Genomic DNA, 25,755 nt, shown 5'->3' with positions numbered 1-25,755 from the left:
ATTACGATGAAACGTCAAGAATTCGCCGTGTTTTCCCTTTTGCTGACGTCCTGGCACCGCCTGCTGCTGCCGGCCGTGCTGGCCGCGATGGCGCTGCCCGCCGCGGCGCAACTGAAGGCGCCCGGGACGCCGCGCGCCAGCGGCATCTTCGTGCCGCAGGCGTCCGACGTCACCGCGCCGTCCAGCCAGCCCAAGCTCGGCGTGCCGCAGGCCGGCGGCCAGAAGCGCTCGCAGCTGATCGACGAAGTGGTGGCAGTGGTCAACAACACCGTGATCACGCGCCGCGAACTGCTTGACCGCGCCGACGAGATCGAGAGCCAGCTGCGCGCCGGCGGCCGTCCGGTGCCCGCGCGCGCCGATCTGCTGGGCGAGGTGCTCGAGCGCCTGGTGATGGAACGCGTGCAGACCCAGGCGGCGCAGGACGCCGGCATCCGCGTGACCGACCAGGAGGTCGACCGCGCGATCGAATCGGTGGCGCAGCAGAACCAGATGAACGCGGCCGAGCTGCGCCGCCGGGTCGAGGGCAGCGGCATGACCTGGACCAAGTACCGCGACGAGCTGCGCAAGCAGGTGCAGGTGATCCGCCTGCGCGAGCGCGAAGTCGATTCCAAGGTGCAGGTCTACGACGGCGAGATCGACAACTACCTGGCGGCGCGCGGCGGCCAGGGCGCGGCCACCGGCCCGACCGAATACAACATGGCGCAGATCCTCGTGCGCGTGCCCGAGAATGCGTCAGAGGCGCAGAAGCAGGCGCTGCGCGCCAAGGCCGAGGGGCTGCTCAAGCAGGCCCAGGGCGGCGCCGACTTCGCGCAACTGGCGCAGTCCAGCTCGGAAGGCCCGGAAGCGGCGCAGGGCGGTGCCATGGGCTTCCGTGAAATCGGCCGGCTGCCGGCGCTGTTCGCCAATGCCGTGGTCGACCTGCAGCCCGGCGCGGTGGCGCCGCAGGTGGTCGAGAGCGCAGCCGGCTTCCACGTGATCAAGCTGGTGGCCAAGCGCGCGGCGCCGGCCTCGGGCCCGGCCGCGGCCGGCAAGATCACGCAGACCCAGGTGCGCCACATCCTGATCCGCACCGGCCCCAACATGCCCGAGGCCGAGGCGCGCCGCCAGCTCGGCACGCTGCGCGACCGCATCACCCATGGCGGCGACTTTGCCGACGCGGCCAGGCGCTTCTCGCAGGACGGCTCGGCGCAGAACGGCGGCGATCTCGGCTGGGTCTCGCCGGGCGAGCTGGTGCCCGAGTTCGAGCAGGCCATGAGCCGGCTGCGCCCGAACGAGATCTCCGAGCCGGTGGTCACGCAGTTCGGCGTGCACCTGATCCAGGTGCTGAACCGCCGCGAGACCGAGCTGTCGCCGGAGAAGCAGCGCGACTTCGCCCGTGCCGAAGTGCGCGAACAGAAGCTGCGCGCCGCCTATGATGACTGGGTGCGCCAGCTGCGCTCGCAGGCGTACGTGGAGTACCGGGTCAACCGGCAGCGCTGACGCGCCGGTCCCCCGCCGCCCGAACGCCCATCAGCGCCGACCCGACATGCCCGACCCGCTAGCCCTGGCCATTTCCACCGGAGAACCCGCCGGCATCGGCCCCGATATCACCATCGGGGCGCTGCTGCAGCTGGCGGGCGCCAACCATGGCGCAGAAGCCGGGGCCTGCCGCTTCCATGTGCTGGGCGATGCCCGCCTGCTGGCCGAACGTGCCGAGGCGCTGGGCGTCACCCATGCCTGGGAGCGCCGCATTGCCGACGGCGGCGTGGTGATCGAGGACATCGCGCTGGCGGTGGCGTGCGAGGCCGGACGGCTCGACGCGCGCAACGGCCGCTATGTGCTGAAGCTGCTCGATGCCGCCATCGACGGCTGCCGCGCGCACCGCGGCGGCGTTCCCCGGTATGCCGCGATGGTCACCGCGCCGGTGCAGAAGAGCACCATCAACGACGCCGGCGTGCCCTTTACCGGCCATACCGAGTACCTCGCCGAAAGCGCCGGCGTGCCGCGCGTGGTGATGATGCTGGCCGGCCCCCAGCCCGCGCACGACGACGCCATGCTGCGCGTGGCGCTGGCCACCACCCACCTGCCGCTGCGCGCGGTGCCCGATGCGCTGTCGATCCCGCTGCTGGTGCAGACGCTGGCGATCATCGATGCCGACCTGCGCCGCGGCTTCGGCATCGCGCGGCCGCGCATCCTGGTCACGGGCCTGAACCCGCACGCCGGCGAAAGCGGCCACCTGGGCCGCGAAGAGATCGACATCATCGCGCCCGCGCTGGCGCAGGCCAAGGACGCCGGCATCGACTCGCGCGGGCCGTTCCCGGCCGACACGCTGTTCCAGCCGCGCCACCTGCGCGATGCCGACTGCGTGCTGGCGATGTACCATGACCAGGGGCTGGCGCCGCTCAAGTACGGCACCTTCGGCCACGGCGTCAACATCACGCTGGGGCTGCCCTTCATCCGCACGTCGGTGGACCACGGCACCGCGCTCGACCTCGCCGGCACCGGCCAGGCCGAGCATGGCAGCATGATCGAAGCCATCCGCACGGCGGTTATCATGTCTGGCCACGCCAACGGCCGCCGGCCCGGCAGCGCCGGCGCCACGGGCCATACCCCTTCCGGCACGCAGCCGCCATGCTGACGCCGGACTAATACATCATGCGTTCTAACGTGCACCAGGGCCATGTGGCCCGCAAACGATTCGGGCAGAACTTCCTGGTCGACGACACCATCATCCACGGCATCGTCAATGCCATCAGCCCGCAGGCCGGCGACGTGCTGGTCGAGATCGGGCCGGGCCTGGGCGCGCTGACCGACCCGCTGCTCGAGCGGATTCCGCAGATGCAGGTGGTCGAACTGGACCGCGACCTGGTCGAGCGCCTGCGCCGCCGCTATGGCGACCGCCTGCAGGTCCATGCCGGCGACGCGCTCGACTTCGACTTCGACCAGCTCGCCGTGCCCGGCCGCCCGCTGCGCATCGTCGGCAACCTGCCGTACAACATTTCGAGCCCGCTGCTGTTCCACCTGATGGAGTTCGCCGACCACGTGCACGACCAGCACTTCATGCTGCAGAAGGAGGTGGTCGAGCGCATGGTGGCCGAGCCCGGCAGCAAGGCCTTCGGCCGGCTGTCGATCATGCTGCAGGTGCGCTACTACATGGAGCACGTGCTGGATGTGCCGCCGGGCGCCTTCAATCCGCCGCCCAAGGTCGACTCCGCCGTGGTCCGCATGATCCCGTGGCCGCGCCACGGCGACGGCCGGCTGCGTTCGCCCCATGCCGATTGCGACATCACCGTGCTCGGCGACGTGGTCACGGCGGCGTTCTCGCAGCGGCGCAAGGTGCTGCGCAACACGCTGTCGTTCCTGCGCGACCAGGTCGACTTCGATGCCATGGGCTTCGACCTGGGCCGGCGCGCCGAGGAAGTGCCGGTCGGCGAGTATGTCGAGCTGGCCCGGCGCCTGGGCGACAAGGCTCCCGGCCAGGCCGCCTGAACGCGCGCCGGCTTCCCGCATTCCCAAGCATCCCGATTCTCCCGCGACTATTTCCGTGCAAGACCGTCCCATGACAGCCCAAACCAGCCAAACCAACCGGCGTCCCGTGATCCTGACCGGCGACCGTCCCACCGGCCCGCTGCATCTCGGCCACTTTGTCGGCTCGCTCAAGAGCCGCGTCGCGCTGCAGGATTCGCACGAGCAATACCTGCTGCTGGCCGACACCCAGGCCATGACCGACAACGCGCACGATCCCGACAAGGTGCGCCGCAACGTGCTCGAGGTGGCGCTGGACTACCTGGCGGTCGGCATCGACCCGGCCAAGACCACCATCACGGTGCAGTCGCACCTGCCTGCGCTGGCCGAGCTGACGCTGATGTACCTGAACTTCGTCACGGTGGCGCGGCTCGAGCGCAACCCGACCATCAAGGAAGAGATCCAGGCCCGCGGCTTCGGCCGCGACATCCCGGCCGGCTTCCTGTGCTATCCGGCCTCGCAGGCCGCCGACATCACCGGCTTCAAGGCCGAGGTGGTGCCGGTGGGCGAGGACCAGGCGCCGCTGATCGAGCAGACCAATGAAATCGTGCGCCGCATCAACCATCAGGTCGGCCGCGACGTGCTGCCCGAGTGCAAGGCGATGATTCCGCAGTTCGGCCGCCTGCCCGGCGTCGACGGCAAGGCCAAGATGAGCAAGTCGATGGGCAACGCGATCGCGCTGGGGGCCGCGCCCGAGCAGATCAAGGCCGCGGTGCACAGCATGTACACTGACCCCAACCACCTGCGCGTGTCGGATCCCGGCCAGGTCGAGGGCAACGTGGTGTTCACCTACCTGGATGCGTTCGATCCCAACACCGAGGAAGTCCAGGCGCTGAAGGAGCATTACCAGCGCGGCGGGCTCGGCGACATGGTGCTCAAGCGCCGTATCGAGGGCGTGCTGCAGGACATGCTGGCCCCGATCCGCGAGCGCCGCGAAGCGCTGGCCAAGGATCCGGACTATGTCTTCGACATCCTGCGCCAGGGCACCGCGAAGGCGCGCGCGCTGACCCAGCAGACGCTGGAAGAGGTGCGCGACGCACTGGGCATGTTCTCGTTCGAGGCACGCCGCTAAATCTGGGACGCCGGCCAGGCGGCACTGGTTTGGGTGCGCCCAAGCCGCCCGAACTCGCCTGAGCAAGGTGTTCCCCCTCTCCCCTCATGGGGAGAGGGCCGGGGTGAGGGGTGGGCTAGCAACGTGCCACACGAAGCAAGGCCAACGGGTTTCAACCCGAACCGTGGCGCCCTTCACGCCCGCCGATTCACCAGCACGATCCCCGCCAGCACCAGCACCGCCGCCACCGCAAAGCGCGGACCCACGGCGTCGTGCATCAGCACTACGCCGAAGGCGACCCCGAACAGCGGCGTCAGGAAGGAAAACACCGACAGCCGCGACGCCAGGTAGCGCTGCAGCAGCCAGAACCAGGTCAGGTAGCTGGCAAAGGCAATCAGCACCGACTGGTAGAACAGGCTCGCCAGCACCACGCCGTCGAGCTGCACCGTCATGGTCTGGCCTCCGGCCACCGCCAGCGCCAGCAGCATCACCGCGGACACCGCCAGCTGGTACAGCAGCGTCTTGCTGGCCGGCGCACTGGCCAGCGGGCTGGCGCGCACCACCACGGTGGTGGCGGCCCACAGCGCGCCGGCGAGGATGCCGAGCGCATCGCCCAGCAGCGTGCTGCCCTGCGCCGACGGCGCGGCGATGCCATCGGCAAAGGCCAGCGCCATGCCCGCGAACGCCAGCGCCACGCCCAGCCACTGCCCGGTGCGCAGGCGCTCGCCCGGCACCGCGACATGCAGTCCCAGCGCGGTGAAGATCGGCGCGGTGTACAGGAACACCGCCATGCGCGACGCCGTGGTGTGGCCCAGGCCGACAAAGATGCAGAAGAATTCCGCGCCGAACAGCAGTCCGGCCAGCAGGCCGGCGTTCAGCGTGCCGTCGCGCCGCCACAGCGCGGTGCCGCGCCACGCCGCAAAGCCGAACACCAGCAGCGCCGCCACCGCCGAGCGCACGCCGGCCTGCAGCACCGCGCCCATCAGCGGCGCGGTGACCTTGATCACCACCTGCTGCAGCCCCCAGGCGGCGCACAGCACCACCATCAGGCCCACCGCGATGCCGTCGAGCGGCTGGCGCGCCGCGCCTTGCGTGCTCACGGTGCGGGCGCTCAGGGACGGCTGGCGTCGCGGGTGGAATGGCGCTCGATCAGCTCGATCTTGTAGCCGTCCGGGTCCTCGACAAAGGCGATCACGGTGGTGCCGCCCTTGACCGGGCCGGCTTCGCGCGTGACCTTGCCGCCGGCGGCGCGGATGCGTTCGCAGGCGGCCGCGGCGTCGTCGGTTTCCAGCGCGATATGGCCGTAGGCAGTGCCCAGGTCGTAGCTGTCGACGCCGTAGTTGTAGGTCAGTTCCAGCACCGCGGTCTCGCTCTCGGGGCCATAGCCGACGAAGGCGAGGCGGTACTTGTACTCGGGGTTGTCGCTCTCGCGCAGCAGCTGCATGCCGAGCACGCGGGTGTAGAAATCGATGGAGCGCTGCATGTCGCCGACGCGCAGCATGGTGTGGAGGAGTCGCATGGGAGGGCCTTCAACTGTTATCGGTATTGGAAGGCGCCATTTTAGTGCCTTTGGCCGAAACCCACCGGGCCCGCTCCCGGCCCTCAGAATGTCGGCAGCAGCTCGGGCGGATGGGCGCGCAATTGCGCGCGGGCGTCGCGGAACTCCGGAAAGATCGACTCGACGGTTTCCCAGAAGCGCGGGCCGTGGTTCATTTCCTTCAGGTGCGCCAGTTCATGCGCGGCGACATAGTCGATCATCGACAGCGGGAAATGCATCAGGCGCCAGTTCAGCCGGATCTTGCCGTCAGCGGTGCAACTGCCCCAGCGCGTGGCGGCCGAGGTCAGCGCGAAGCCGGTGTGGCGCACGCCGAGCTTGCTGGCATAGAGGTCCAGCCGCTCGGCCAGCAAGCGGCGCGCCTGCTGCTGCAGCCAGCCCTGCACGCGGTCCTTGATCTGCTGCTCGTCGGCATGGGCCGGCAGCGCCAGGTGCAGCACGCGGCGGTCGGCATCGAACAGCAGCGCGCCGATCGGCGACTCCAGCGCCAGCGTCAGCGGCTGGCCGAGGAAGGGCAGGGCCGCGCCCTCGCGCCACTGGACCGTCGGCAGGATGCGGCGCGCTTCGCGGTGGCGCCACTCGCCCAGCTTGTTGAAGATCCAGCGCTGCTTTTCCAGGATCGCCGCCTCGATATCGGCCAGCGTGACCCAGCGCGGCGCCGTGATCGACAGGCCGCGGTCGTCGATGGTAAAGCCGATGGTGCGGCGCGCGGAGCGCTTGAGGGTGTAGTGCAGCGGCCGCTCGCCGATCTGCAGCAGGCGCGCATTGGGCTGCGGCACCGGCCAGGCGGGCGCTTGTTGCTGCGGATGCAGCGGCTCCGGCGCCAGCGGCACCGCCGGCTGCGGCGCGTGGGCGGGTTCCGCCAGCGGCAGCTCCAGCTGCGCGCCGTCGGCTTCCGCAGCGGGTCGCAGCAGCTTCATGCGGCCGACTCGCTGCGCTGCGCGGCCCGGTAGCTTTCCGGGTCGATGCGGCGCATGTCGCGCTCGATCCAGTCGGCCACTTCCTGGTTGAGCTGGTCGGCGGTCTTGTTGGCCGACGCGATCGGGGGGCCGACCGAGATCGTCACCATGCCCGGATACTTCATGAAGGCATTGCGCGGCCAGACCCGGCCCGAGTTGACCGCCATCGGCAGCACCCAGGCGCCGGTTTCCACCGCCAGGCGCGCGCCGCCGCTCTTGTAGCGCGGCTTTTCCAGGCCCGAGGGCGTGCGCGTGCCTTCCGGGAACATGATGATCCAGGCGCCTTCGCTCAGCCGCTCGCGGCCCTGGCGCACGGCCGAGGCGAACGCGCGCGTGCCTTCCTTGCGGTTGATATGGACCATCTTCAGCATGCCCAGCGCCCAGCCGAAGAACGGCACCAGCAGCAGCTCGCGCTTGAACACGAAGCACAGCGGCTTGGGCATCAGCGCGACGTAGGCCACGGTTTCCCAGGCCGACTGGTGCTTGGACAGCAGCACCACCGGCTTGTCCAGCATGCCGTCCATGTGCTCATGGCCCTCGATGCGGTACTGGATGCCGCAGATGGCGCGCGCCGCGGCGATCACCATCCGCGGCCAGCCACGCACGAAGCGGAAGCGCTGGTCGGCATTCATGAACGGGAACACCAGGAAGCAGGCGCAGGCGTAGGGCGGCGTCAGCACCAGCAGGTACAGCGCGAACAACAGGGAACGGAGGAACGTCATGCGGGGGGCGCAAGTGGAAAATGGGTGCGGACGGTCGGCGCAGGCTTGTTCAGCCGGCGGCGCCATGGCCGCTCTGGGCGCTCTGGGCCGGTTGCCGCTGGCCGCCGTCGTTGCCGGTGAGCCAGCGGGCAAAGGCGCGCAGGTCGTCGTGCACCTGCGTGCCGGGCGGCAGCCCGCCCTTGTCGAGCGTTTTCTGGCCCTTGCCGCTGCGCACCAGGTGCGGCGCGCAGCCGACCGCCACGCCGGCCTCGAGGTCGCGCAGCGAATCGCCGACGATCGGCACGCCGCGCAGCTCGATGCCGAAGCGCTCGCTGATCTGTTCCAGCATGCCCGAGCGCGGCTTGCGGCAGTCGCAGCCGTCGGCGGCGGTATGGGGGCAGAAGAACACTGCCTCGACACGCCCGCCCAGCCGTGCCAGCGCGGTGTGCATCTTCTCGTGCATGGCGTTGAGCGCGCTCATCTCGAACAGGCCGCGGCCGATGCCGGACTGGTTGCTGGCGATGACCACGCGGTAGCCCGCCTGGTTCAGCGCGGCGATGGCTTCCAGGCTGCCGTCGATCGGCACCCATTCATCGGGGGTCTTGATGAACTGGTCGCTGTCGAGGTTGACCACCCCGTCGCGGTCCAGGATGACAAACTTGGGAGGTGTCTGCGGCATGTGCGGCTCCGGCGGTTGCTGGGGTCTGCGGCAACCGCTCAGGCGGCCAGCTTGGAGATGTCGGCCACGCGGTTGGCCAGCGCATGCAGCGAGGCCAGCAGCGCCAGCCGGTTGGCGCGCAGCTGCGCGTCCTCGGCCATCACCATCACGTCGTTGAAGAACTGGTCGACGGCGTCGCGCAGCTGGGCCAGGTCGCGCAGCGCCGCGGTGAAGTCGCCGCTGGCGAAGGCGGCCTCGACCGCCGGGCGCACGCGCTCGATGGCGGCATGCAGCGCGGCTTCGGCGTCTTCCTGGAACCGCGCCGGATCCACCGCGCCGACCGGCTCGGTGTTCTTGCGCAGGATGTTGGTGATGCGCTTGTTGGCGGCGGCCAGGGCCTCGGCTTCGGGCAGCGCGGCAAAGGTGCGCACGGCTTCCATGCGGCCCAGGATGTCGTGCAGCTGGTCCGGGCGCAGGCTGACCACAGCCTCGACTTCATTGGTGGTGTAGCCCTTGTCCTTCAGGTAGCCGCGCACGCGGTCGTACAGGAAGTCGAGGATGGCGTCGGGCGCCGGCTTGACCGCGGCGATGCCGGCAAAGGCCTGCTGGGTCTGCGCCAGCAGCGACGCCAGCGACAGCGCCAGCGGCTTTTCGATCAGCATGCGCAGGATGCCGAGCGCGTGGCGGCGCAGCGCGAACGGGTCCTTCTCGCCGGTGGGCTGCAGGCCGATGCCCCAGATCCCGACCAGGGTCTCGAGCTTGTCGGCCAGCGCCACCGCGGTGCTGACCGCGTTTGCCGGCAGCGCATCGCCGGCGAAGCGCGGGCGGTAGTGTTCGGAACAGGCCAGCGCCACGTCCTCGGCTTCGTCGTCGTGGCGGGCGTAGTAGGTGCCCATGGTGCCTTGCAGTTCGGGGAACTCGCCCACCATGTCGGTCAGCAGGTCGGCCTTGGCCAGTTCGGCGCCGCGCATCGCCGCGGCCTTGTCGGTGGCCACGCCGGCGGCATTGAGCGCATCGGCGACATGGCCGGCGATCTGCTGCAGGCGCTGCACGCGGTCCAGCTGCGTGCCGATCTTGTTGTGGTAGACCACGCTCGCCAGTTGCGGCACGCGCGACGCCAGCGTCTTCTTGCGGTCCTGGTCGAAGAAGAACTTGGCGTCGGCCAGGCGCGGGCGCACCACGCGCTCGTTGCCGCTGATGATCGATTGCGGGGTCTCGGTGGCCAGGTTCGACACGATCAGGAAGCGGTTGCGCAGGTGGCCGTCGGCATCGGTCAGCGCAAAGTACTTCTGGTTGGTCTGCATGGTCAGGATCAGGCATTCCTGCGGCACCGCGAGGAAGGCTTCCTCGAAATGGCAGGCGTAGACCACCGGCCATTCCACCAGCGAGTTGACTTCATCGAGCAGCGCCTCGGGCATGATGACCTGGTCGGCGCCGGCCTCCTGCAGCAGCGCGCTGCGCATGCGCTCGCGGCGCTCGGCATAGCTGGCCACGACGCGGCCGGCGGATTCGAGCTGCTGCGCATAGTCGTTGGCATGGCGGATCTCGATGGCGCCATGCGACAGGAAGCGGTGGCCCTGGGTCAGGTTGCTGGCCTGCAGCCCCAGCAGCGTCACCGGCAGGATCTCGGCGCCGAACAGCGCGATCAGACTGTGCGCCGGGCGCACGAAATGCACCGTGCTGCCGTCCGGGCGCTGGTAGCTCATGACCTTGGGGATCGGCAGCTTCGCCACGGTGTCTTCCAGCGTGGCCTGCAGGCCGGCCGCCAGCTCCGCGCCGCGCGCGGTGTAGCGGTAGAAAAAGGCCTCGGCCTTGCCGTCGGAGGCGCGCTCCAGCGACTGCCAGTCGATCTCGGCAACGCCGACGGACTTGGCCAGCGCCGCCAGCTTCTTGGCCAGCGGGGCGGTCGGCTCGCCGTTGGCGTCCAGCGCCACCGACAGCGGCAGGACCTTCTCGCGCTGCTCGCGGTCCGGCGCGTTGCGGCGCACGCCGCTGACCAGCGCCGCCAGGCGGCGCGGAGTGGCGAACGGCGTCACGGTGGCGCCCGGCTCGAGCAGGTCGCGCTCCCCCAGGCCGGCGAACAGGCCCTGCGCGAAGGCGTCGCCCAGGCGCGCCAGCGCCTTGGGGGGCAGCTCTTCGGTGAACAGTTCGATCAGCAGCGAGTCGGTCATGGGTTGCGACATGAATCGTATCCAACAGGTTGAAAGCGCGCGCCGCTTGGCTCAGCAGCGCGGCGAAAGATTAGGTTCCACTCCGGACAGCAGCCACAGGCCGTTCTGTTGCCGGAATTGCAGCGTGGTGTAGGCGCATTGCGCGGCTGCCGCGGCGCTGGCGGCGCCATTGCTGCCGCCGCGGCTGCCCGCGGCCGGGAAGCGCGCGTCGATGCGGCGCAGGCGCTTGTCGTAGCGGATCTCGTCGATGCGCCCGCCCACCCAGAAATCGATCTTCGGCGGCAGCTGCGAGGCCGAGTAGTAGGTCTTGACCTTGCGCCGGGTGCGGCCGTTGTGGGTCTCGGTTTCCACCCAGGTCAGCGGGTAGCGGATCGCGCTTTCGTACGCGCGCAGCGGCACCCGGTGCCAGCCCAGGTCGCGCTGGCCGGACAGGTCGCACGAGAACGAGCGCACCAGCTGCGTCCACTGGTCCAGCGCGTTCAGCGACGGCCGCCACTGGCGCGCCATTGCCAGCTGCAGCGCCTGCGCGTCGGCCTCGCACACGTTGCTCAGTTCGGCCGGCAGCATCAGCACCTGCGCGCTGGGAGCGGCCTGCGCGCGCGCGCCGACGGCATTGCCGGCAGCGGCCAGCGCGGCGAGCGCCAGGGCGCAGCCCAGCGCGCTGCGCGCCTGCAGCCTCATGCCCGCGCTCCGTCGCGCTTGCCGCACATCGGGAAGCCGAGGGCTTCGCGCGAGTCGTAGTAGGCCTGCGCCACCTGGCGCGACAGGTTGCGGATGCGGCCGATATACGCCGCGCGCTCGGTCACCGAGATCGCGCCGCGCGCATCGAGCAGGTTGAAGGTGTGCGCGGCCTTGAGCACCTGTTCGTAGGCCGGCAGCGCCAGGCGCGCGCCGGCTTCCTTGGCGGCGTCGGCATCTTCGCCATTGCCCATCAGCCGCCTGGCTTCGCTCTCGTGCTCGGCGAAATGGCGGAACAGGATTTCAGTGTTGCTGTGCTCGAAGTTGTAGGTGGATTGCTCCACCTCGTTCTGGTGGTACACGTCGCCGTAGGTCAGGCGGCGGGTCTCGCCGTTCTCGACCCACTCGGTCCAGACCAGGTCGTAGACGTTCTCGACCTTCTGCAGGTACATCGCCAGGCGTTCGATGCCGTAGGTGATTTCGCCGGTGATTGGCTTGCAGTCGATGCCGCCCACCTGCTGGAAGTAGGTGAACTGGGTCACCTCCATGCCGTTGAGCCAGACTTCCCAGCCCAGGCCCCACGCACCCAGCGTGGGGTTTTCCCAGTCGTCCTCGACGAAGCGGATGTCGTTCTGCTTCAGGTCCAGGCCGAGCGCCTCGAGCGAGCCCAGGTACAGCTCCAGGATGTTTTCCGGCGCGGGCTTGAGCACCACCTGGTACTGGTAGTAGTGCTGCAGCCGGTTCGGGTTCTCGCCGTAGCGGCCGTCCTTGGGGCGCCGCGACGGCTGCACGTAGGCGGCACGCCAGGGCTCCGGCCCGATCGCGCGCAGGAAGGTGTGTACGTGGGAAGTGCCGGCGCCGACCTCCAGATCGATGGGTTGCAACAGCGCGCAGCCCTGCCGGTCCCAGTAGGCCTGCAGGGTCAGAATCATTTGTTGGAAGGTCAGCATAGGAAGACTAGGTAGAGGCAAGCGGAGGCAAGCCGGGGCCGCGCAGCACGTGCCGGAGCCGCCGCATACGGATTTTGCCAAACCCTGAATTCTATCGGCTTTTTGACGCGGCGCCCCGTTTGGCAGGGCTGCATAGGGCACGCACCGATGGCCGGACCGGTGCGCCGCGGCACGTAAATGTCGGCCCTGCGCAACGCCTCGGGAAAATACTGACGCCGATTTCAAGTTGCGCCGCTGCTTGCCGATAATGTTTTTGTATACAGTATGAGTAAGCAACCCGTTTCAGAGCGTTGCGATTGACAGTCCGTGCCGGTATGCAGGCACGGCGGCTGCCAGGCCCAGCCGCGGCAGCCGTTTGTCAGGAACTCATTATTGATGGGGACATTCGGATCATGGCACTTCTTTCTCGCAAACCTTATCTGGTCGCTATCGCGGTCATGATCGCCGCGGCCACCGTGTCGGTGGTGACCGGGCTGGTGAACTGAACCTGCCGGCGCGCTACCGACGCGCCACCGGCTCCGGGCCCGCCGCGGTGATCCCGCCGCGCCCGGTGCCTGTCTTGCGCCTTCAGATAACCTGGCGTGCCCGGCGCGAGCGCCACGCCGCCATCCCCAGCACCAGCACCAGCAGCGCCAGCACCGGCGCATTGCCCCAGCGGATATAGGGTGTCAGGCCCTGCATGCCCTGCACCTGGGCCGTCAGTGTGCCGACGGTAAAGGTCGGCAGGCGTTGCTGCACCGAGCCGTCCGGGCGCACCACCGCGGTCATGCCGGTATTGGTCGAGCGCAGCATCGGCCGGCGCGTTTCCAGCGCCCGCATGCGCGAGATCTGCAGGTGCTGGTCGAGCGCGATGGTGTCGCCGAACCACGCCAGGTTGGTCAGGTTGGCCAGCAGGTTGGCCGGTGCCGGCTGCTGACGCAGCGTCTGCGCGATCTCTTCGCCGAACAAATCCTCGTAGCAGATGTTGGGCGCCACGCGCACGCCGCGCACCGGCAGCGAGGCCTGGTCGAGCCCGCCGCGGCGGAAGTCGCCCAGCGGCATCTTCATCATGTCGACGAACCAGCGGAAGCCCAGCGGGATGAATTCGCCGAACGGGACCAGGTGGTGCTTGTTGTAGCGGTACAGGCGCTCGGTTTCCGGTCCGAGCCCGAACACGCTGTTGGTGAAGTCGACCGGGGAATCGGCGCCGGCGGCGCCGAACAGCACCGTGGTGCCGCTCTCCAGCGCGAAGTCGCGCACGGCGACGGCCACGTCGACCGGCAATTCCTGCAGGATCACCGGGAATGCGGTCTCGGGCGTCACCACCAGGTCCGCCGGCGCCGCGGTGATCATGTCGCGGTACAGCTCGATCGAGCGCTGGATGCCGGCGGGCTCGAACTTGATGTCCTGCGCCACGTTGCCTTGCAGCAGCCGCACCGTCAGCGGCTTGCCCGCGGGCGTGGTCCAGGCCAGCGGCGCCAGCGCCGCGCCGGCGGCGGGCACCAGCAGCGCCAGCGCCAGCGCGCTCAGTGCGCGGCCCCGTTGGCCACGGCCCAGCCCGCGCATCGCGGCCGCCAGCAGCGCCGCGACGGCGGCCGCCAGCGCGCCGATGCCGTACACGCCGAGCACCGGCGCGAAGCCCGCCAGCGGGCCGTCGGTGTGCGCATAGCCCCCCGACAGCCACGGAAAGCCGGTGAACACCACGCCGCGCAGCCATTCGCTCAGGCCCCAGGCCGCACCGAAGGCCGCCGGCGCCAGCAGCGTGCCCGCCGGCAGGCGCGCCGTCAGCCGGTGCCAGAGCGCGCCGGCCAGCGCGGGGTAGAGCGACAGGAAGCCCGAGAACAGCACCACCGCCAGCGCGGCCATCCACGACGGCATCTCGCCATACACGTGCATGCTGATATAGAGCCACCAGATCCCGGACAGGAACCAGCCCAGCCCGAAGGCAAAGCCGATCGCGCCGGCCGCGCGCGCACGTGGGGCATCGGCCATCAGCGCGGCCAGTCCGGCCAGCGACAGGATCTGCAGCCACCACCAGTCATGCGGGGCGAAGGCCTGGGTATGGGCGATGCCGAGCACGCCGGCCAGCAGCAGCCGCGCCAGCGTCGCGGCGCGCGAATGCGCGCGCGCGCCGGGCACGCCCGCCGTGCCGGCGTCGGCAGCGGCGCCGTTGGGGAGCGGAGCGGGGAGCTTCATGCGCTGGCCGCGCTGGCGCTGTCAGCGTTGGCTTCGCGGTGCACGTGCAGCAGGTGCACCTGGCGCGCGTCGGCGCGCAACACCTCGAAGCGGATCGGCGGCAGCGTGATGACCTCGCCGCGATGGGGCACGTGGCCCACGTGGTTGGACAGCAGCCCGCCGACGGTGTCGACATCGTGGTCGGAGAAGCCGGTGCCGAAGGCCTCGTTGAACTGCGCGATCTCGGTCAGGCCGTGCACGCGCCAGCTGCCGTCGGGCATCGGCAGGATATTGTCCTGGTCTTCGTCGAGGTCGAACTCGTCCTCGATATCGCCCACGATCTGTTCCAGCACGTCCTCGATCGTCACCAGCCCGGCCACGCCGCCGTATTCGTCGACGACCATGGCGATGTGGTTGCGGTTGATGCGGAAATCGCGCAGCAGGATGTTCAGGCGCTTGGATTCGGGGATGAACACCGCCGGGCGCAGGGTTTCGCGCAGGTCGAAGGCGGGATCGGTGTAGTAGCGCAGCAGGTCCTTGGCGAGCAGGATGCCGATGATGTTGTCGCGGCTGCCTTCGTAGACCGGGAAGCGCGAGTGCGCGGTCTGCTGCATGAACGGGATGAAGGTCTCCGGCGCGTCGGCGATATTGACCATATCCATCTGCGCGCGCGGCACCATGATGTCGGCGGCGGTCAGTTCGGAGACCTGGAACACGCCCTCGATCATCGACAGGGAATCGGCATCGATCAGGTTGCGCTCATGCGCTTCCTGGAGCACTTCAAGCAATTCCGCGCGGGTGTCCGGCTCGGGGGAGATCAGGTCTGACAGGCGTTCGAGCAGTGATCTGGGCCGATCGGCCTGCTTCAGGTAAGCGGGCTTCGAACTGGGATAGGGGTCGTTCATTTCGCGGCGAGCGCGTGGTGGAGATCGTCTGAAGGATACACTAAAAGCCTGCCAGTCCCGTGACGGCGGGCGGCGGCTGCGCTCGATGTGTGCCGCCGGAGGCGCTTGCCGGCGCCGCCTGCGGCCACCGCATCACGCGGCCCGTGCGGCTTTCTCTGCGCGGTAAGGATCGGCATAGCCGAGCGCCTGCAGCGTCTCGGTCTCGATCGCTTCCATTTCCTCGGCCTCGGCGTCGTCCTCGTGCTCGTAGCCTTGCGCGTGCAGCACGCCATGCACGACCAGGTGGGCGTAATGCGCCTCAAGCGGCTTGCGCTGCGCGCGGGCCTCGGCTTCGACCACCGGGCAGCACAGCACGATGTCGCCGCTGACCGGATCGTCTTCGTGCTCGGCATAGGCGAAGGTCAGCACATTGGTGGCGTAGTCCTTGCCGCGATAGGTGCGGTTCAGCGTGCGGCCTTCTTCCTCGCCGACGAAGCGGATGGTCAGCGCGGCGTCCGCGTACAGCGCCGACTTGACCCAGGTCTCCAGCTTGCGCCGCGCCGGCAGGCCGTTGCCCTTGCCGATGCCGTCGCCGTGCTGGACTTCCAGCTCCAGCGCCGGCGGCGTCGCCGGGGTGCCGGTGGTGGTGGTCAGCGGCGCGGCGGTCACCGCCACCGACAGGGCGTCATGGTTGTCCGGGCGCACCAGCAGGCCGGCCTGCTGCCTGGTATCGGTGTGTTCGGCCAGCAGCGCGACCACGCCGTCGGCGGCCTGCGACAGGTCCAGCGTCAGGCTGCGGCCGTCGGGCAGCTGCACGCGCAGCGCATGCGCGGCGCTCTTGCGCGCGCGGCCTTCGTTGTCGAACAGGGTCAGGCTGACGCCGGAAGACTTGGATTTCGGGGATTTCAATTACGCGTCCTTGTGCTGGGCGTGGTATTCGTCATAGGCATCGACGATGCGCGCCACCAGCGGATGGCGCACCACGTCGATGCTGGAAAAGCGGGTGCAGGCGATGCCGCGCACGTCGCGCAGCACATGCTGCGCTTCCACCAGGCCGCTCTTCTGGCCCTTGGGCAGGTCGATCTGCGTGGTGTCGCCGGTGATCACCGCCTTGGAGCCGAAGCCGATGCGCGTCAGGAACATCTTCATCTGCTCGGGCGTGGTGTTCTGCGCCTCGTCCAGGATGATGAAGGCATGGTTGAGCGTGCGCCCGCGCATGTACGCCAGCGGCGCGATCTCGATCATCTGCCGCTCGAACATCTTCTGCGTGCGGTCGAAGCCGAGCAGGTCGTACAGCGCGTCGTACAGCGGCCGCAGGTACGGATCGACCTTCTGCGCCAGGTCGCCGGGCAGGAAGCCGAGGCGTTCGCCGGCTTCCACCGCCGGGCGGGTCAGCACGATGCGCTTGACCGCGTCGCGCTCGAGCGCGTCGACCGCGCACGCCACCGCCAGGTAGGTCTTGCCGGTGCCGGCCGGGCCGATGCCCATGGTCAGGTCGTGCGACAGGATATTGCGCAGGTAGTCGCGCTGCGCCACGGTGCGGCCCTGCAGGCCGGTGCGGCGCGTATGCAGCACCGGCGATTCGTCGCCTTCCTCGCGCTCGGCCTCGTCGTCATCGCCGTTGCCGGGCAGGTAGCTGCCATGCGCGCTGAGCTGGCGCGTCTCGACCAGGCCCAGCTGCACGTCGTCGATCGACAGCGGCGTGCGCGCCTGGTTGTAGAAGCGCTCCAGCGCCAGCGCGGCGTCCTGCGCGTGGTTGCCGCGCACGGTCATGCGGTGGCCGCGGCGCTGGATGGTCACGTCCAGCGCCTGCTCGATCTGGCGCAGGTTCTCGTCGAGCGGGCCGCACAGGTTCTGCAGCCGGGTGTTGTCGTCCCGCGGGGCGACAAATTCTGCGGAAGGGATTTTCATCGGTGGGCGATGGCCTCGGTTGCGGGTGCTTTACTGGCGCACCACGATCTCGCCGCGCAGCGAGTGCGGGAACGCCTGCGTGATGCTGACATCGACCAGCTGGCCGACCAGCCGGTCGCGGCCCGCCTGCGGCACGCCGGGCATCGCGAAGTTGACCACCCGGTTGTTCTCGGTGCGGCCATGCAGCTCGGTCGGGTCCTTGCGCGCCGGGCCTTCGACCAGGATGCGCTGCACCGTGCCGACCATGCCCTGGCTGATGCGCTGCACGTTTTCCTCGATCGTGGCCTGCAGCCGCTGCAGGCGCTGCAGCTTGACCTCGCGCGGCGTGTCGTCGTGCAGGTTGGCGGCGGGCGTGCCGGGGCGCGGGCTGAAGATGAAAGAGAACGAGGTGTCGTAGCCGATTTCCTCGATCATTGCCATCAGCTTGTCGAAGTCGGCATCGGTCTCGCCGGGAAAGCCGACGATAAAGTCCGACGACATCGACATGTCCGGGCGCAGCGCGCGCAGCCTGCGGATGATGCTCTTGTATTCGAGCACGCTGTAGCCGCGCTTCATCGCCATCAGGATGCGGTCCGAAGCATGCTGCACCGGCAGGTGCAGGTGGTTCACCAATTTATCGCAGCGGCCATACAGATCCACCAGGCGCGAGGTGAACTCCTTGGGATGGCTGGTGGTGTAGCGGATGCGCTCGATGCCGGGGATCTCGGCCACGTACTCGATCAGCAGCGCGAAGTCGGCGATCTCGGCGCTGTCGCCCATCTTGCCGCGGTAGGCATTGACGTTCTGGCCCAGCAGCGTGACTTCGCGCACGCCCTGATCGGCCAGGCCCGCGACTTCGGCCAGCACGTCCTCGAACGGACGCGACACTTCCTCGCCGCGGGTGTACGGCACCACGCAGTAGCTGCAGTACTTGGAGCAGCCTTCCATGATCGACACGAACGCGCTCGGGCCCTCGACGCGCGCGGGCGGCAGGTGGTCGAACTTCTCGATCTCGGGGAAGGAGATGTCCACCTGCGACTGGCCGGTGCGCTGGCGGCGCGCGATCAGGTCGGGCAGCCGGTGCAGCGTCTGCGGGCCGAACACCACGTCGACGTACGGTGCGCGCGAGACGATGCTGGCGCCTTCCTGGCTGGCCACGCAACCGCCCACGCCGATCACCAGGTCGGGCTTGACGGCCTTGAGCGCCTTCATCCGGCCCAGTTCGGAGAACACCTTCTCCTGCGCCTTCTCGCGCACCGAGCAGGTGTTGAACAGGATCACGTCGGCGTCTTCGACGTTGTCGGTGGGTTCCAGCCCCTGGCTGGCGTTGAGGACGTCGACCATCTTGTCCGAGTCGTACTCGTTCATCTGGCAGCCGTACGTCTTGACGAAAACTTTCTTCATATGCCGATCTCAGTGGTTGACCTGGGGGCATCAGGGTGTGGCAACAACACGGCCGGCGCGCGGGGCACGCCGGTCGCACTTCGGGGGTGGTTATTTCTTCAGCGCCTGCTGTTCGGCCTCGCTCAGCACCCACGCGGTCAGCAGCTGGCCGTACAGGTCCAGCCGGTACCGCACCGGCAGCTTCTGGCCTGCCACCGCGGCGCTGGCCAGCAACTGGTTGTCGGTGCCGAACAGGCGCAGGCCCGGCGCCACGCCGACGCGCTTGCCGTCGAGCGTGGCGGTCTGCGGCGCGCCGGCCGACGGCGCGGCGATGACCAGCCTGGCCGCCACGGCATCGTCCGGAATCGCGCGCACCGGCTGGGCCGCGGCGACCGCGGCGCCCAGCAGCAGCGCCGCGCCGCACGCCAGTCGTGTCCAAGGCTTGCGCCGGCGGCTGGATGTCACGGACTCCGGCGCCTCGCGGCGCGTATCACGACCTGCTGGCATGGGGAACTCCGACAAAAGGCGATGCGGTGGGCGGATGGCCCGCAAGGCGGTGGCCGGAAGGCGGGCAACCGCGCATTTTACCTCGCCGGCGGCTGCCTGGTGTGGCCGGCGCCGCGGCAGGCAAGCGGCTTCAGAACAGGCAGGATGCCTCTTGCAGCACGCGCTGCTTGGACACCGTCCCCATCAGTTCGCGGCTGGCCGCGTCGCGCACCAGCGGGATGCGGTTGATGCCGTGCCCGGCGAATACCGCGAGCGCATCGCGCAGCCGCGAGTCCGGCGTCAGCGCCGGGAAGTCGCGCTCGGCCAGCGCCAGCACATCGTCGGGTGCGCCCTCGCGCTGGGCGCGCTGCAAGGCATGGATCGACAGCGCGCCGAGCAGGCGGCCGTCGGCCTGCACCAGGTAGAGGTAGCGCGTGCCGGTCTCGGCAAACTTGTCGGCGGCCGCGGCCAGCGTGGCGTTGGGATCGAGCACGGTGTCGGTCGGGTCGCACAGGCCGGCCAGCGTCAGCGCGCGCGCATGTTCGGCGGCCGCCGACGCCTGCGCGCGCTCGGCGATCACGCTGTACAGCGACAGCGTCTGGCAGCGCGACGCGGTGTAGTACGCCGCCACCGCGCCGATCATCGACGGCAGCAGCAGCGCCGGCGCCAGCGTCATCTCGAACACCATCAGCACCGACATCAGCGGCGCCTGGCTGGTGGCCGCCAGGAAGGCGCTCATGCCCACCAGCGGCAGCAGCGGCGCCGCGCCTGCCGCCGTGCCCTGCATGCCAAGCGCCAGCAACTGGCCCAGCGCCGCACCGACGAACAGCGACGGCGTGAACACGCCGCCGACCGCGCCCGAGCCCATGCTGATCACCGTCGCCGCCAGCTTGGCCAGCAGCACCGCCGCCACCGGCACGCTCAGCGGCTGCTCCTGCAGCAGGGTCTGGATCGTGGAAAAGCCGTTGCCGACCACCTCCGGCACCGCCATCGCCAGCACGCCGACCAGCGCGCCGCCCAGCGCCAGCCGCGCCACCGGCCCGCCCGGCAGCGCCGCGAAGCGGCTGCGCGCGAAGCCGGCGGCGCGCAGGAACAGCGCGCCCGCGATGCCGGCGGCCACGCCCAGCGCCGCCGCTGCCAGCAGGATCTGCGGGCGCAGGTCCGGGACGATATCGAGGCCGGGGTAGAGCGGCTGCAGCCCGCCGTGCCACTGGCTGACCATGGCGCCGGCGACCGAGGCCAGGAACAGCGGCATCAGGCGCTGCACCGCGAGCGCGCCGAACACCACTTCGGCGACGAAGACCGCGGCGGAGAACGGGGTGTGGTACACGGTGGCCAGGCCCGCGGCGGCGCCGCAGGCGGTCAGCATGCGGCGCATGTTGGAGCCGCCGCCGCGCTCGAGCCGGGTCGAGGGGAACAGCGAGCCGCACAGCGCCGCCAGCTGGATCATCGCGCCCTCCTTGCCGACCGAGCTGCCGCTGACGATCGAGCAGAACGACGACAGCGCGCGCAGCAGGGTGATCCGTACCGGCAGCCGGCCGCTGCCATTGGCGACCGCCTCCATATAGTCGGTGGCGCCGGGGTGGGTGCTGGCCAGGCGGTTGGCCAGCACCAGCAGGCCGCCGGCCAGCACGCCGCCGACGGCGGGCACCACCACGCGCCACGCCAGCGCCAGCGTGGCGAACACGGTGACCACGTCGGCATGGCTGGAAAACAGCACGAAGCCCGCGCCGTCCAGCGCTTCCTTGAACAGCGTGGTGGCGATGGCGGCGAGGATCCCGACCGGGATGGCCGCGAGCAGTGTGACTTCCTGGTCTTCGAGGAAACGCAAGCGCATGGCGGCTTTCCGGGCAGGCGGGGCGACGTGCCGGCGATGGCGGCCGGGCGGCCCGAGGCCGTCATGATAGCGCAGCGCCACCCGCGCGGACTCCATGTGCGCCGGCGCGCATCCGTGGCCGGTTCCAGTGCATAACCCGCCTGCGCCGGACTGGTACACTACCGCTCTTTCCTTCGCGGGCGGGCCGGTGCCCTGCCAGGCCGGCTTCCCGGCGTTCGCGTTCCGATTCCGATCGATTACCAGGAGCCATCCGGCGTTGGCGCACCGCGCGCGCAACGATGGCCCAAGCAGCAATTCATGTCTTTTTCTGAACTCGGCTTGTCCGAAAAGATTGTGCGTGCCGTAGCCGAACAGGGCTACACCACCCCGACTCCCATCCAGGCCCAGGCCATTCCCGCCATCCTCAAGGGCGGCGACCTGCTCGCCGGCGCCCAGACCGGCACCGGCAAGACCGCCGGCTTTACCCTGCCGATGCTGCAGCTGCTGTCCGAAACCGCGGCACGCCCGGCCGGCGGCGCCCAGCGCAGCGGCCGCGTGGCGGTGCGCGCGCTGGTGCTGACGCCCACGCGCGAGCTGGCGGCGCAGGTCGAAGAGAGCGTGCGCAACTACGGCAAGTACCTGCGCCTGCGCTCGATGGTGATGTTCGGCGGGGTCGGCATCAACCCGCAGATCGAGCAGCTCAAGCGCGGCGTCGAGATCGTCGTGGCCACCCCCGGCCGCCTGCTGGACCATGTGTCACAGCGCACCATCGACCTGTCGCAGGTGGAACTGCTGGTGCTCGATGAAGCCGATCGCATGCTCGACATGGGCTTCATCCACGATATCCGCAAGATCCTCAACGTGCTGCCGGCCAAGCGCCAGAACCTGCTGTTCTCGGCGACGTTCTCGGACGATATCCGCGCGCTGGCCGACCGCCTGCTGAACAATCCCGCGTCGATCGAAGTCGCGCGGCGCAATACCACCGCCGAGACCGTCGACCAGCGCGTCTACCCGGTCGACCGCGAACGCAAGCGCGAACTGCTGGCCCACCTGGTGCGCCAGCACGACTGGCACCAGGTGCTGGTGTTCACGCGCACCAAGCACGGCGCCAACCGGCTGGCCGAGCAGCTGACCAAGGACGGCCTGTCGGCGCTGGCGATCCACGGCAACAAGAGCCAGTCGGCACGCACGCGGGCGCTGTCCGAATTCAAGGCCGGCACGCTGCGGCTGCTGGTGGCGACCGATATTGCCGCGCGCGGCATCGACATCGACCAGCTGCCGCACGTGGTCAACTTCGACCTGCCCAACGTGCCCGAGGATTACGTCCACCGCATCGGCCGCACCGGCCGCGCCGGCGCCGAGGGCGAGGCGATCTCGCTGGTGTGCGTGGACGAGCTGGGGCTGCTGCGCGATATCGAACGCCTGATCAAGCGCAAGCTCGAACAGACCGTGCTGCCGGGCTTCGAAGTCGACCCCAGCATCGCCCCGGAGCCGATCCAGAAGGGCCGCCAGCAGCGCGGCGGCGGGCAGGGCCAGGGCCAGGGCCAGGGCCGCGCCCGGGCCGAGGCGCGTCCGGCCGGCGACAGCGACGGCGCGCAGCGCCAGCGTCCGGCGCGGCAGGGGCAGGGTGGACAGGGCGGACAAGGCGCGCCGCGCCAGGGCCAGGGCGGCCAGCGCGGCAACGGCGCCGCCAACGGCAATCGCGCCGCCCAGCCCGCCGGCGCGCGCAACCCCGCGCCGCGCCGCGAAAGCCAGGACCAGGCGCGCCCGCAACGGGCCGCGGCCCAGCCTGCGCGCCAGCCCCACGACGCCGCGCCGGCCCCCGCGCGCAACCGCCGTCCGGCGCCGCAGGCGGCGCTGCTGGGCGGCAGCCGCAAGCCGGCGCGCTGAGCGAAACCCGCCGGCAGCCATGCACGCGTCCGATGCCCCCGCCGACTCCGGTGTCCCCTATGCCGGCCTGACGCCGGAACTGATGCTGGACGCGCTCGAGGGCGCCGGCCTGCGCCCCGACGGGCGCCTGCTGGCGCTCAACAGCTACGAGAACCGCGTCTGGCAGGTGGGCATCGAGGATGCCCCGCCGGTCATCGCCAAGTTCTACCGCCCGGGCCGCTGGACCGACGCGGCCATCCTGGAAGAACACGCGTTCGTGCAGCAACTGGCCGACGCCGAGATTCCCGCCGTGCCGGCCCTGGCGCTGGCGCCGGGCGACGCCGGCACGCTGCTGCATCATGCGGGCTTCCGCCTTGCCGTCTTTCCCCGCTGCGGCGGCCGCGAGCCGGCGCTGGACCGCGCCGATACGCTGACCTGGCTCGGCCGCTTCATCGGCCGCATCCATGCGCTGGGCGCGGCCCGGCCTTACCAGGCGCGCCCGGCGCTGGATCTCGACACCTTCGGCATCGCCCCGCGCGACTGGCTGCTCGCCAGCGGCTGCATCCCGGCCGATCTGCTGCCGGCGTGGCAGTCGGTGGCGCAGCTGGCGCTGGACGGCGTCCGGCGCTGCTATGAGCGCGCCGGCGACGTGCGCTTGCTGCGCGTCCATGGCGACTGCCATCGCGGCAATGTGCTGTGGATCGACGAGGACGACGCGCGCGGCGGCACCCATGGCGAGCCCGGTCCGCACTTCGTCGACTTCGACGACAGCCGCATGGCCCCGGCGATCCAGGACATCTGGATGCTGCTCGAGGGCGACCGCGCGGCGATGCAAGGCCAGCTGGCCGACATCGTCGCCGGCTACGAGGATTTTGCGGAATTCCACACGCGCGAACTGTGGCTGGTGGAAGCGCTGCGCACGCTGCGGCTGCTGCACTACAGCGCCTGGCTGGCCAGCCGCTGGGCCGATCCGGCCTTTCCAGCCGCCTTCCCGTGGTTCGGCACGGCGCGCTACTGGCAGGACCGCATCCTGGAATTGCGCGAACAGGTCGCGCTGATGGACGAAGCGCCCCTGTGGGGCGCCTGAAGCCCGGCCGAAGCCTGGCTGAAGGCAGTGCCGTGGCGGCACTGCCCGCCTGTCGGCGGCTTAATCCTTCTTTTCCGGCGCCTTGACCAGCACCACCGGGCAGTTGGCCTGCGCCAGCACCCGGCCTGCCACCGAACCGATCACGGCATCGAAGAACGATCCGCGCCCATGCGTGCCCATCACGATGGCGGCGGCGTCGACCGACTTCGCATAGGCGACGATGCGCTCCGGCGCAAAGCCGTGCAGCGGGTGCCGCTCGAATGGCACATTGGCCGCGGCGAGGATGTCGCAGACCGCCGCCATCGCCTTGTCGCTGGCTTCCTTGTGCCAGTCGTCAATGGTTTCCTTGCTGACAAAGGCGCGCACCTGGCCGCTCACCTCGGGCGCCACGTGCACGACATGCACGGTGAAACCGTTCTGCAGCAGCTTGCCTTCGGCGATAAAGCGCGCTGCGGCGTCGCTGAAGGCCGAGCCGTCGGTGGCGAGGACGATATTGGTCATGGCGGGATCTCCTGGATGGGGGCTGTCGGCAAGCGCCGCGGCCATGTGGCCGCAACGCCATCTGGAACCATCATGCCCCCTAGTGTCGTGCCAGGATGCGATGCAGATCAAGTCGGATCGGAATTATCCGATTTCCCGGTGCGATAGCCGGTCAGCCGATTAGCCGGTCAGCCGGTCGGCTGATGAATTCCGTCAATCCGGCTGAAGCATTTGGCCATTGCCCCGTCAACACGGCGACGCGTAGCATGCTCCCGAGCCCCGCGCCAGGCATGGCGCGCCCGTGCGGCCAGGGGCAGACCGAATCCAACCCCCAATGCAAGCCGCCCCCGCCCTGGCGCGAGCGGGCGGCGAACCGGAGACGACGATCATGAGTGAGCGCGGCCACCTGCAGCCCCTGCGCGGTATCAAGGTAGTGGAATTCGAAGGCATCGGCCCTGGTCCGTTGTGCGGCGCCATGCTGGCCGGCCTCGGCGCCGAGGTCACGCTGGTCACCCGCCCGGTGGCGCCCGATGCGCGGCGCATCCTGCGCGGGCAGTCGGTGCCGGCCGAGATGGAGCTGGAGCACGGCAAGCGCGTGGTGCAACTGAACCTGAAGGCGCCCGCGGACGTTGCGGCGGCGCTCGACCTGGTGGCCGGCGCGGACGCGCTGATCGAGGGACTGCGCCCCGGCGCGATGGAGCGCCTGGGCCTGGGGCCCAAGGCCTGCCATGCCCGCAATCCCCGCCTGGTCTACGGCCGCATGACCGGCTGGGGCCAGACCGGCCCGCTGTCGCAGAGCGCCGGCCATGACCTCAACTACATCGCGCTGACCGGCCTCTTGTCGATGGCCGCGCGCGACGGCAGCCTGCCGATGGTGCCTCCCACCGTGATGGGCGATGCCACCGGCGCGCTCGGGCTGGCCTTCGGCATCACCAGCGCCATCCTCAGTGCGCGCGCCAGCGGCGAGGGCTGCGTGGTGGATGCCGCCATCACGGATATCGTCGCCATGCTCGGCTCGCTGGTGCAGGTGTCGCGCGCGGCCGGCACGCTGGGCGGCCCGCAACCGAGCCCGTTCCATGATTCGCCGTTCTACGACGTGTTCCCTTGCGCGGACGGACGCGCCATCACCCTCGGCGCGCTGGAGCCGCAGTTCTACCGCGAACTGCTCGAGCGCCTCGAACTGACCGACATCGACCCGGCCGCGCAGTACGACCGCGCCCAGTGGCCGGCGGTGAAGGCCCGCATCGCCGCCACCATTGCCAGCCGGCCCAGCACCCACTGGGAGTCCGTGCTGGGCGGCACCGACGTGTGCTTCGCGCGCGTACTGACGCTGGACGAGGCCGCGCGCCATCCGCACAACCAGGCGCGCGGCACGTACCGCCTGCACCAGCAGGGCGAGCGCGAGGTGCCGCGCTCCGCGCCCGCGCCGCGCTTCCTGCCCGCCGGGACGGAATGACCGGCGCCGCGGCCACCGGAGCG

Annotated in this window: 23 protein-coding genes; 7 read left to right on the top strand and 16 right to left on the bottom strand. The window is 69.9% G+C overall.

The annotated features are described in order from the left end of the window. Positions 1-6: 6 nt before the first annotated feature. The 4 genes from LIN44_RS15235 (at position 7) to trpS (ending at position 4,576) form a co-directional block, all read left to right on the top strand. Positions 7-1,479 (top strand): peptidylprolyl isomerase, encoded by a 1,473-nt coding sequence (locus LIN44_RS15235; RefSeq protein WP_227312793.1) that lies wholly within the window; start codon positions 7-9, stop codon positions 1,477-1,479. 46 nt (positions 1,480-1,525) lie between these two features. After that, a complete protein-coding gene (gene pdxA / locus LIN44_RS15230; protein WP_227312792.1) occupies positions 1,526-2,617 on the top strand; it encodes a 4-hydroxythreonine-4-phosphate dehydrogenase PdxA in 1,092 nt (363 codons plus the stop codon). Between the two features lie 17 nt (positions 2,618-2,634). After that, entirely contained in the window at positions 2,635-3,468 is an 834-nt protein-coding gene (gene rsmA / locus LIN44_RS15225) for a 16S rRNA (adenine(1518)-N(6)/adenine(1519)-N(6))-dimethyltransferase RsmA (RefSeq protein ID WP_227312791.1), read from the top strand. A 70-nt stretch (positions 3,469-3,538) separates the two neighbouring features. Next, entirely contained in the window at positions 3,539-4,576 is a 1,038-nt protein-coding gene (trpS, locus tag LIN44_RS15220; protein WP_062796878.1) for a tryptophan--tRNA ligase, read from the top strand. A gap of 173 nt (positions 4,577-4,749) precedes the next feature. Here trpS and LIN44_RS15215 read toward each other — a convergent pair whose 3' ends face one another. From LIN44_RS15215 to LIN44_RS15145, 15 genes are all read right to left on the bottom strand, one after another. Next, positions 4,750-5,601 carry a DMT family transporter gene (locus LIN44_RS15215; protein ID WP_227314412.1) on the bottom strand — a complete coding sequence of 284 codons (852 nt, stop codon included), beginning with the start codon at positions 5,599-5,601 and terminating at the stop codon, positions 4,750-4,752. Positions 5,602-5,666: 65 nt separating this feature from the next. After that, positions 5,667-6,074 (bottom strand): lactoylglutathione lyase, encoded by a 408-nt coding sequence (gene gloA, locus LIN44_RS15210; RefSeq protein ID WP_227312790.1) that lies wholly within the window; start codon positions 6,072-6,074, stop codon positions 5,667-5,669. A gap of 83 nt (positions 6,075-6,157) precedes the next feature. Next, positions 6,158-7,030 (bottom strand): M48 family metallopeptidase, encoded by an 873-nt coding sequence (locus LIN44_RS15205; protein ID WP_227312789.1) that lies wholly within the window; start codon positions 7,028-7,030, stop codon positions 6,158-6,160. Then, positions 7,027-7,791 (bottom strand): 1-acyl-sn-glycerol-3-phosphate acyltransferase, encoded by a 765-nt coding sequence (locus LIN44_RS15200; RefSeq protein WP_227312788.1) that lies wholly within the window; start codon positions 7,789-7,791, stop codon positions 7,027-7,029. The genes LIN44_RS15205 and LIN44_RS15200 overlap by 4 nt, the downstream gene beginning before the upstream one ends. Before the next feature lie 49 nt (positions 7,792-7,840). After that, positions 7,841-8,449, bottom strand: coding sequence for a D-glycero-beta-D-manno-heptose 1,7-bisphosphate 7-phosphatase (gmhB, locus tag LIN44_RS15195; RefSeq protein ID WP_227312787.1), 609 nt, complete (start codon positions 8,447-8,449; stop codon positions 7,841-7,843). A gap of 38 nt (positions 8,450-8,487) precedes the next feature. Then, positions 8,488-10,611 carry a glycine--tRNA ligase subunit beta gene (glyS, locus tag LIN44_RS15190; RefSeq protein ID WP_227312786.1) on the bottom strand — a complete coding sequence of 708 codons (2,124 nt, stop codon included), beginning with the start codon at positions 10,609-10,611 and terminating at the stop codon, positions 8,488-8,490. 39 nt (positions 10,612-10,650) lie between these two features. Further along, entirely contained in the window at positions 10,651-11,280 is a 630-nt protein-coding gene (locus LIN44_RS15185; protein ID WP_227312785.1) for a hypothetical protein, read from the bottom strand. Further along, on the bottom strand, positions 11,277-12,227 hold the full coding sequence (gene glyQ, locus LIN44_RS15180; protein WP_227312784.1) for a glycine--tRNA ligase subunit alpha: 951 nt from the start codon (positions 12,225-12,227) through the stop codon (positions 11,277-11,279). Before glyQ ends, LIN44_RS15185 begins: the two co-directional genes overlap by 4 nt. A 567-nt stretch (positions 12,228-12,794) precedes the next feature. Continuing rightward, the gene (lnt, locus tag LIN44_RS15175; protein ID WP_227312783.1) at positions 12,795-14,402 is read right to left on the bottom strand and encodes an apolipoprotein N-acyltransferase; all 1,608 of its coding nucleotides are present in this window, start codon (positions 14,400-14,402) and stop codon (positions 12,795-12,797) included. Then, entirely contained in the window at positions 14,399-15,286 is an 888-nt protein-coding gene (locus LIN44_RS15170; RefSeq protein WP_227312782.1) for an HlyC/CorC family transporter, read from the bottom strand. Before LIN44_RS15170 ends, lnt begins: the two co-directional genes overlap by 4 nt. Positions 15,287-15,418: 132 nt before the next feature. Continuing rightward, positions 15,419-16,174: an rRNA maturation RNase YbeY gene (ybeY, locus tag LIN44_RS15165; protein ID WP_227312781.1), complete on the bottom strand. Its 756-nt coding sequence runs from the start codon at positions 16,172-16,174 to the stop codon at positions 15,419-15,421. Next, complete coding sequence (locus tag LIN44_RS15160) at positions 16,175-17,176, bottom strand: PhoH family protein (RefSeq protein ID WP_227312780.1); 1,002 nt, start codon at positions 17,174-17,176, stop codon at positions 16,175-16,177. It lies immediately after the preceding gene. Between the two features lie 30 nt (positions 17,177-17,206). Continuing rightward, positions 17,207-18,559: a tRNA (N6-isopentenyl adenosine(37)-C2)-methylthiotransferase MiaB gene (miaB, locus tag LIN44_RS15155; protein ID WP_227312779.1), complete on the bottom strand. Its 1,353-nt coding sequence runs from the start codon at positions 18,557-18,559 to the stop codon at positions 17,207-17,209. A gap of 90 nt (positions 18,560-18,649) precedes the next feature. Beyond that, positions 18,650-19,045, bottom strand: coding sequence for a hypothetical protein (locus tag LIN44_RS15150; protein ID WP_227312778.1), 396 nt, complete (start codon positions 19,043-19,045; stop codon positions 18,650-18,652). 130 nt (positions 19,046-19,175) lie between these two features. Next, a complete protein-coding gene (locus tag LIN44_RS15145) occupies positions 19,176-20,861 on the bottom strand; it encodes a ClcB-like voltage-gated chloride channel protein (protein ID WP_227312777.1) in 1,686 nt (561 codons plus the stop codon). 297 nt (positions 20,862-21,158) lie between these two features. Between LIN44_RS15145 and LIN44_RS15140 the strand changes: the two genes are divergently transcribed. Further along, a complete protein-coding gene (locus LIN44_RS15140; RefSeq protein ID WP_227312776.1) occupies positions 21,159-22,730 on the top strand; it encodes a DEAD/DEAH box helicase in 1,572 nt (523 codons plus the stop codon). A 19-nt stretch (positions 22,731-22,749) separates the two neighbouring features. Next, positions 22,750-23,796, top strand: coding sequence for a serine/threonine protein kinase (locus LIN44_RS15135; RefSeq protein WP_227312775.1), 1,047 nt, complete (start codon positions 22,750-22,752; stop codon positions 23,794-23,796). 60 nt (positions 23,797-23,856) lie between these two features. Here the strand turns inward: LIN44_RS15135 and LIN44_RS15130 are convergent, their stop codons facing one another. Further along, entirely contained in the window at positions 23,857-24,297 is a 441-nt protein-coding gene (locus LIN44_RS15130) for a universal stress protein (RefSeq protein ID WP_227312774.1), read from the bottom strand. Positions 24,298-24,664: 367 nt separating this feature from the next. Here LIN44_RS15130 and LIN44_RS15125 point away from each other — a divergent pair, with 367 nt between their 5' ends. Beyond that, complete coding sequence (locus LIN44_RS15125; RefSeq protein ID WP_227312773.1) at positions 24,665-25,732, top strand: CaiB/BaiF CoA-transferase family protein; 1,068 nt, start codon at positions 24,665-24,667, stop codon at positions 25,730-25,732. Positions 25,733-25,755: the final 23 nt, after the last annotated feature.

The sequence above is a fragment of the Cupriavidus sp. MP-37 genome, from assembly GCF_020618415.1.
In the GTDB taxonomy this organism is placed as follows: Bacteria; Pseudomonadota; Gammaproteobacteria; order Burkholderiales; family Burkholderiaceae; genus Cupriavidus.
This window is presented reverse-complemented; position numbering and strand designations above follow the sequence as displayed.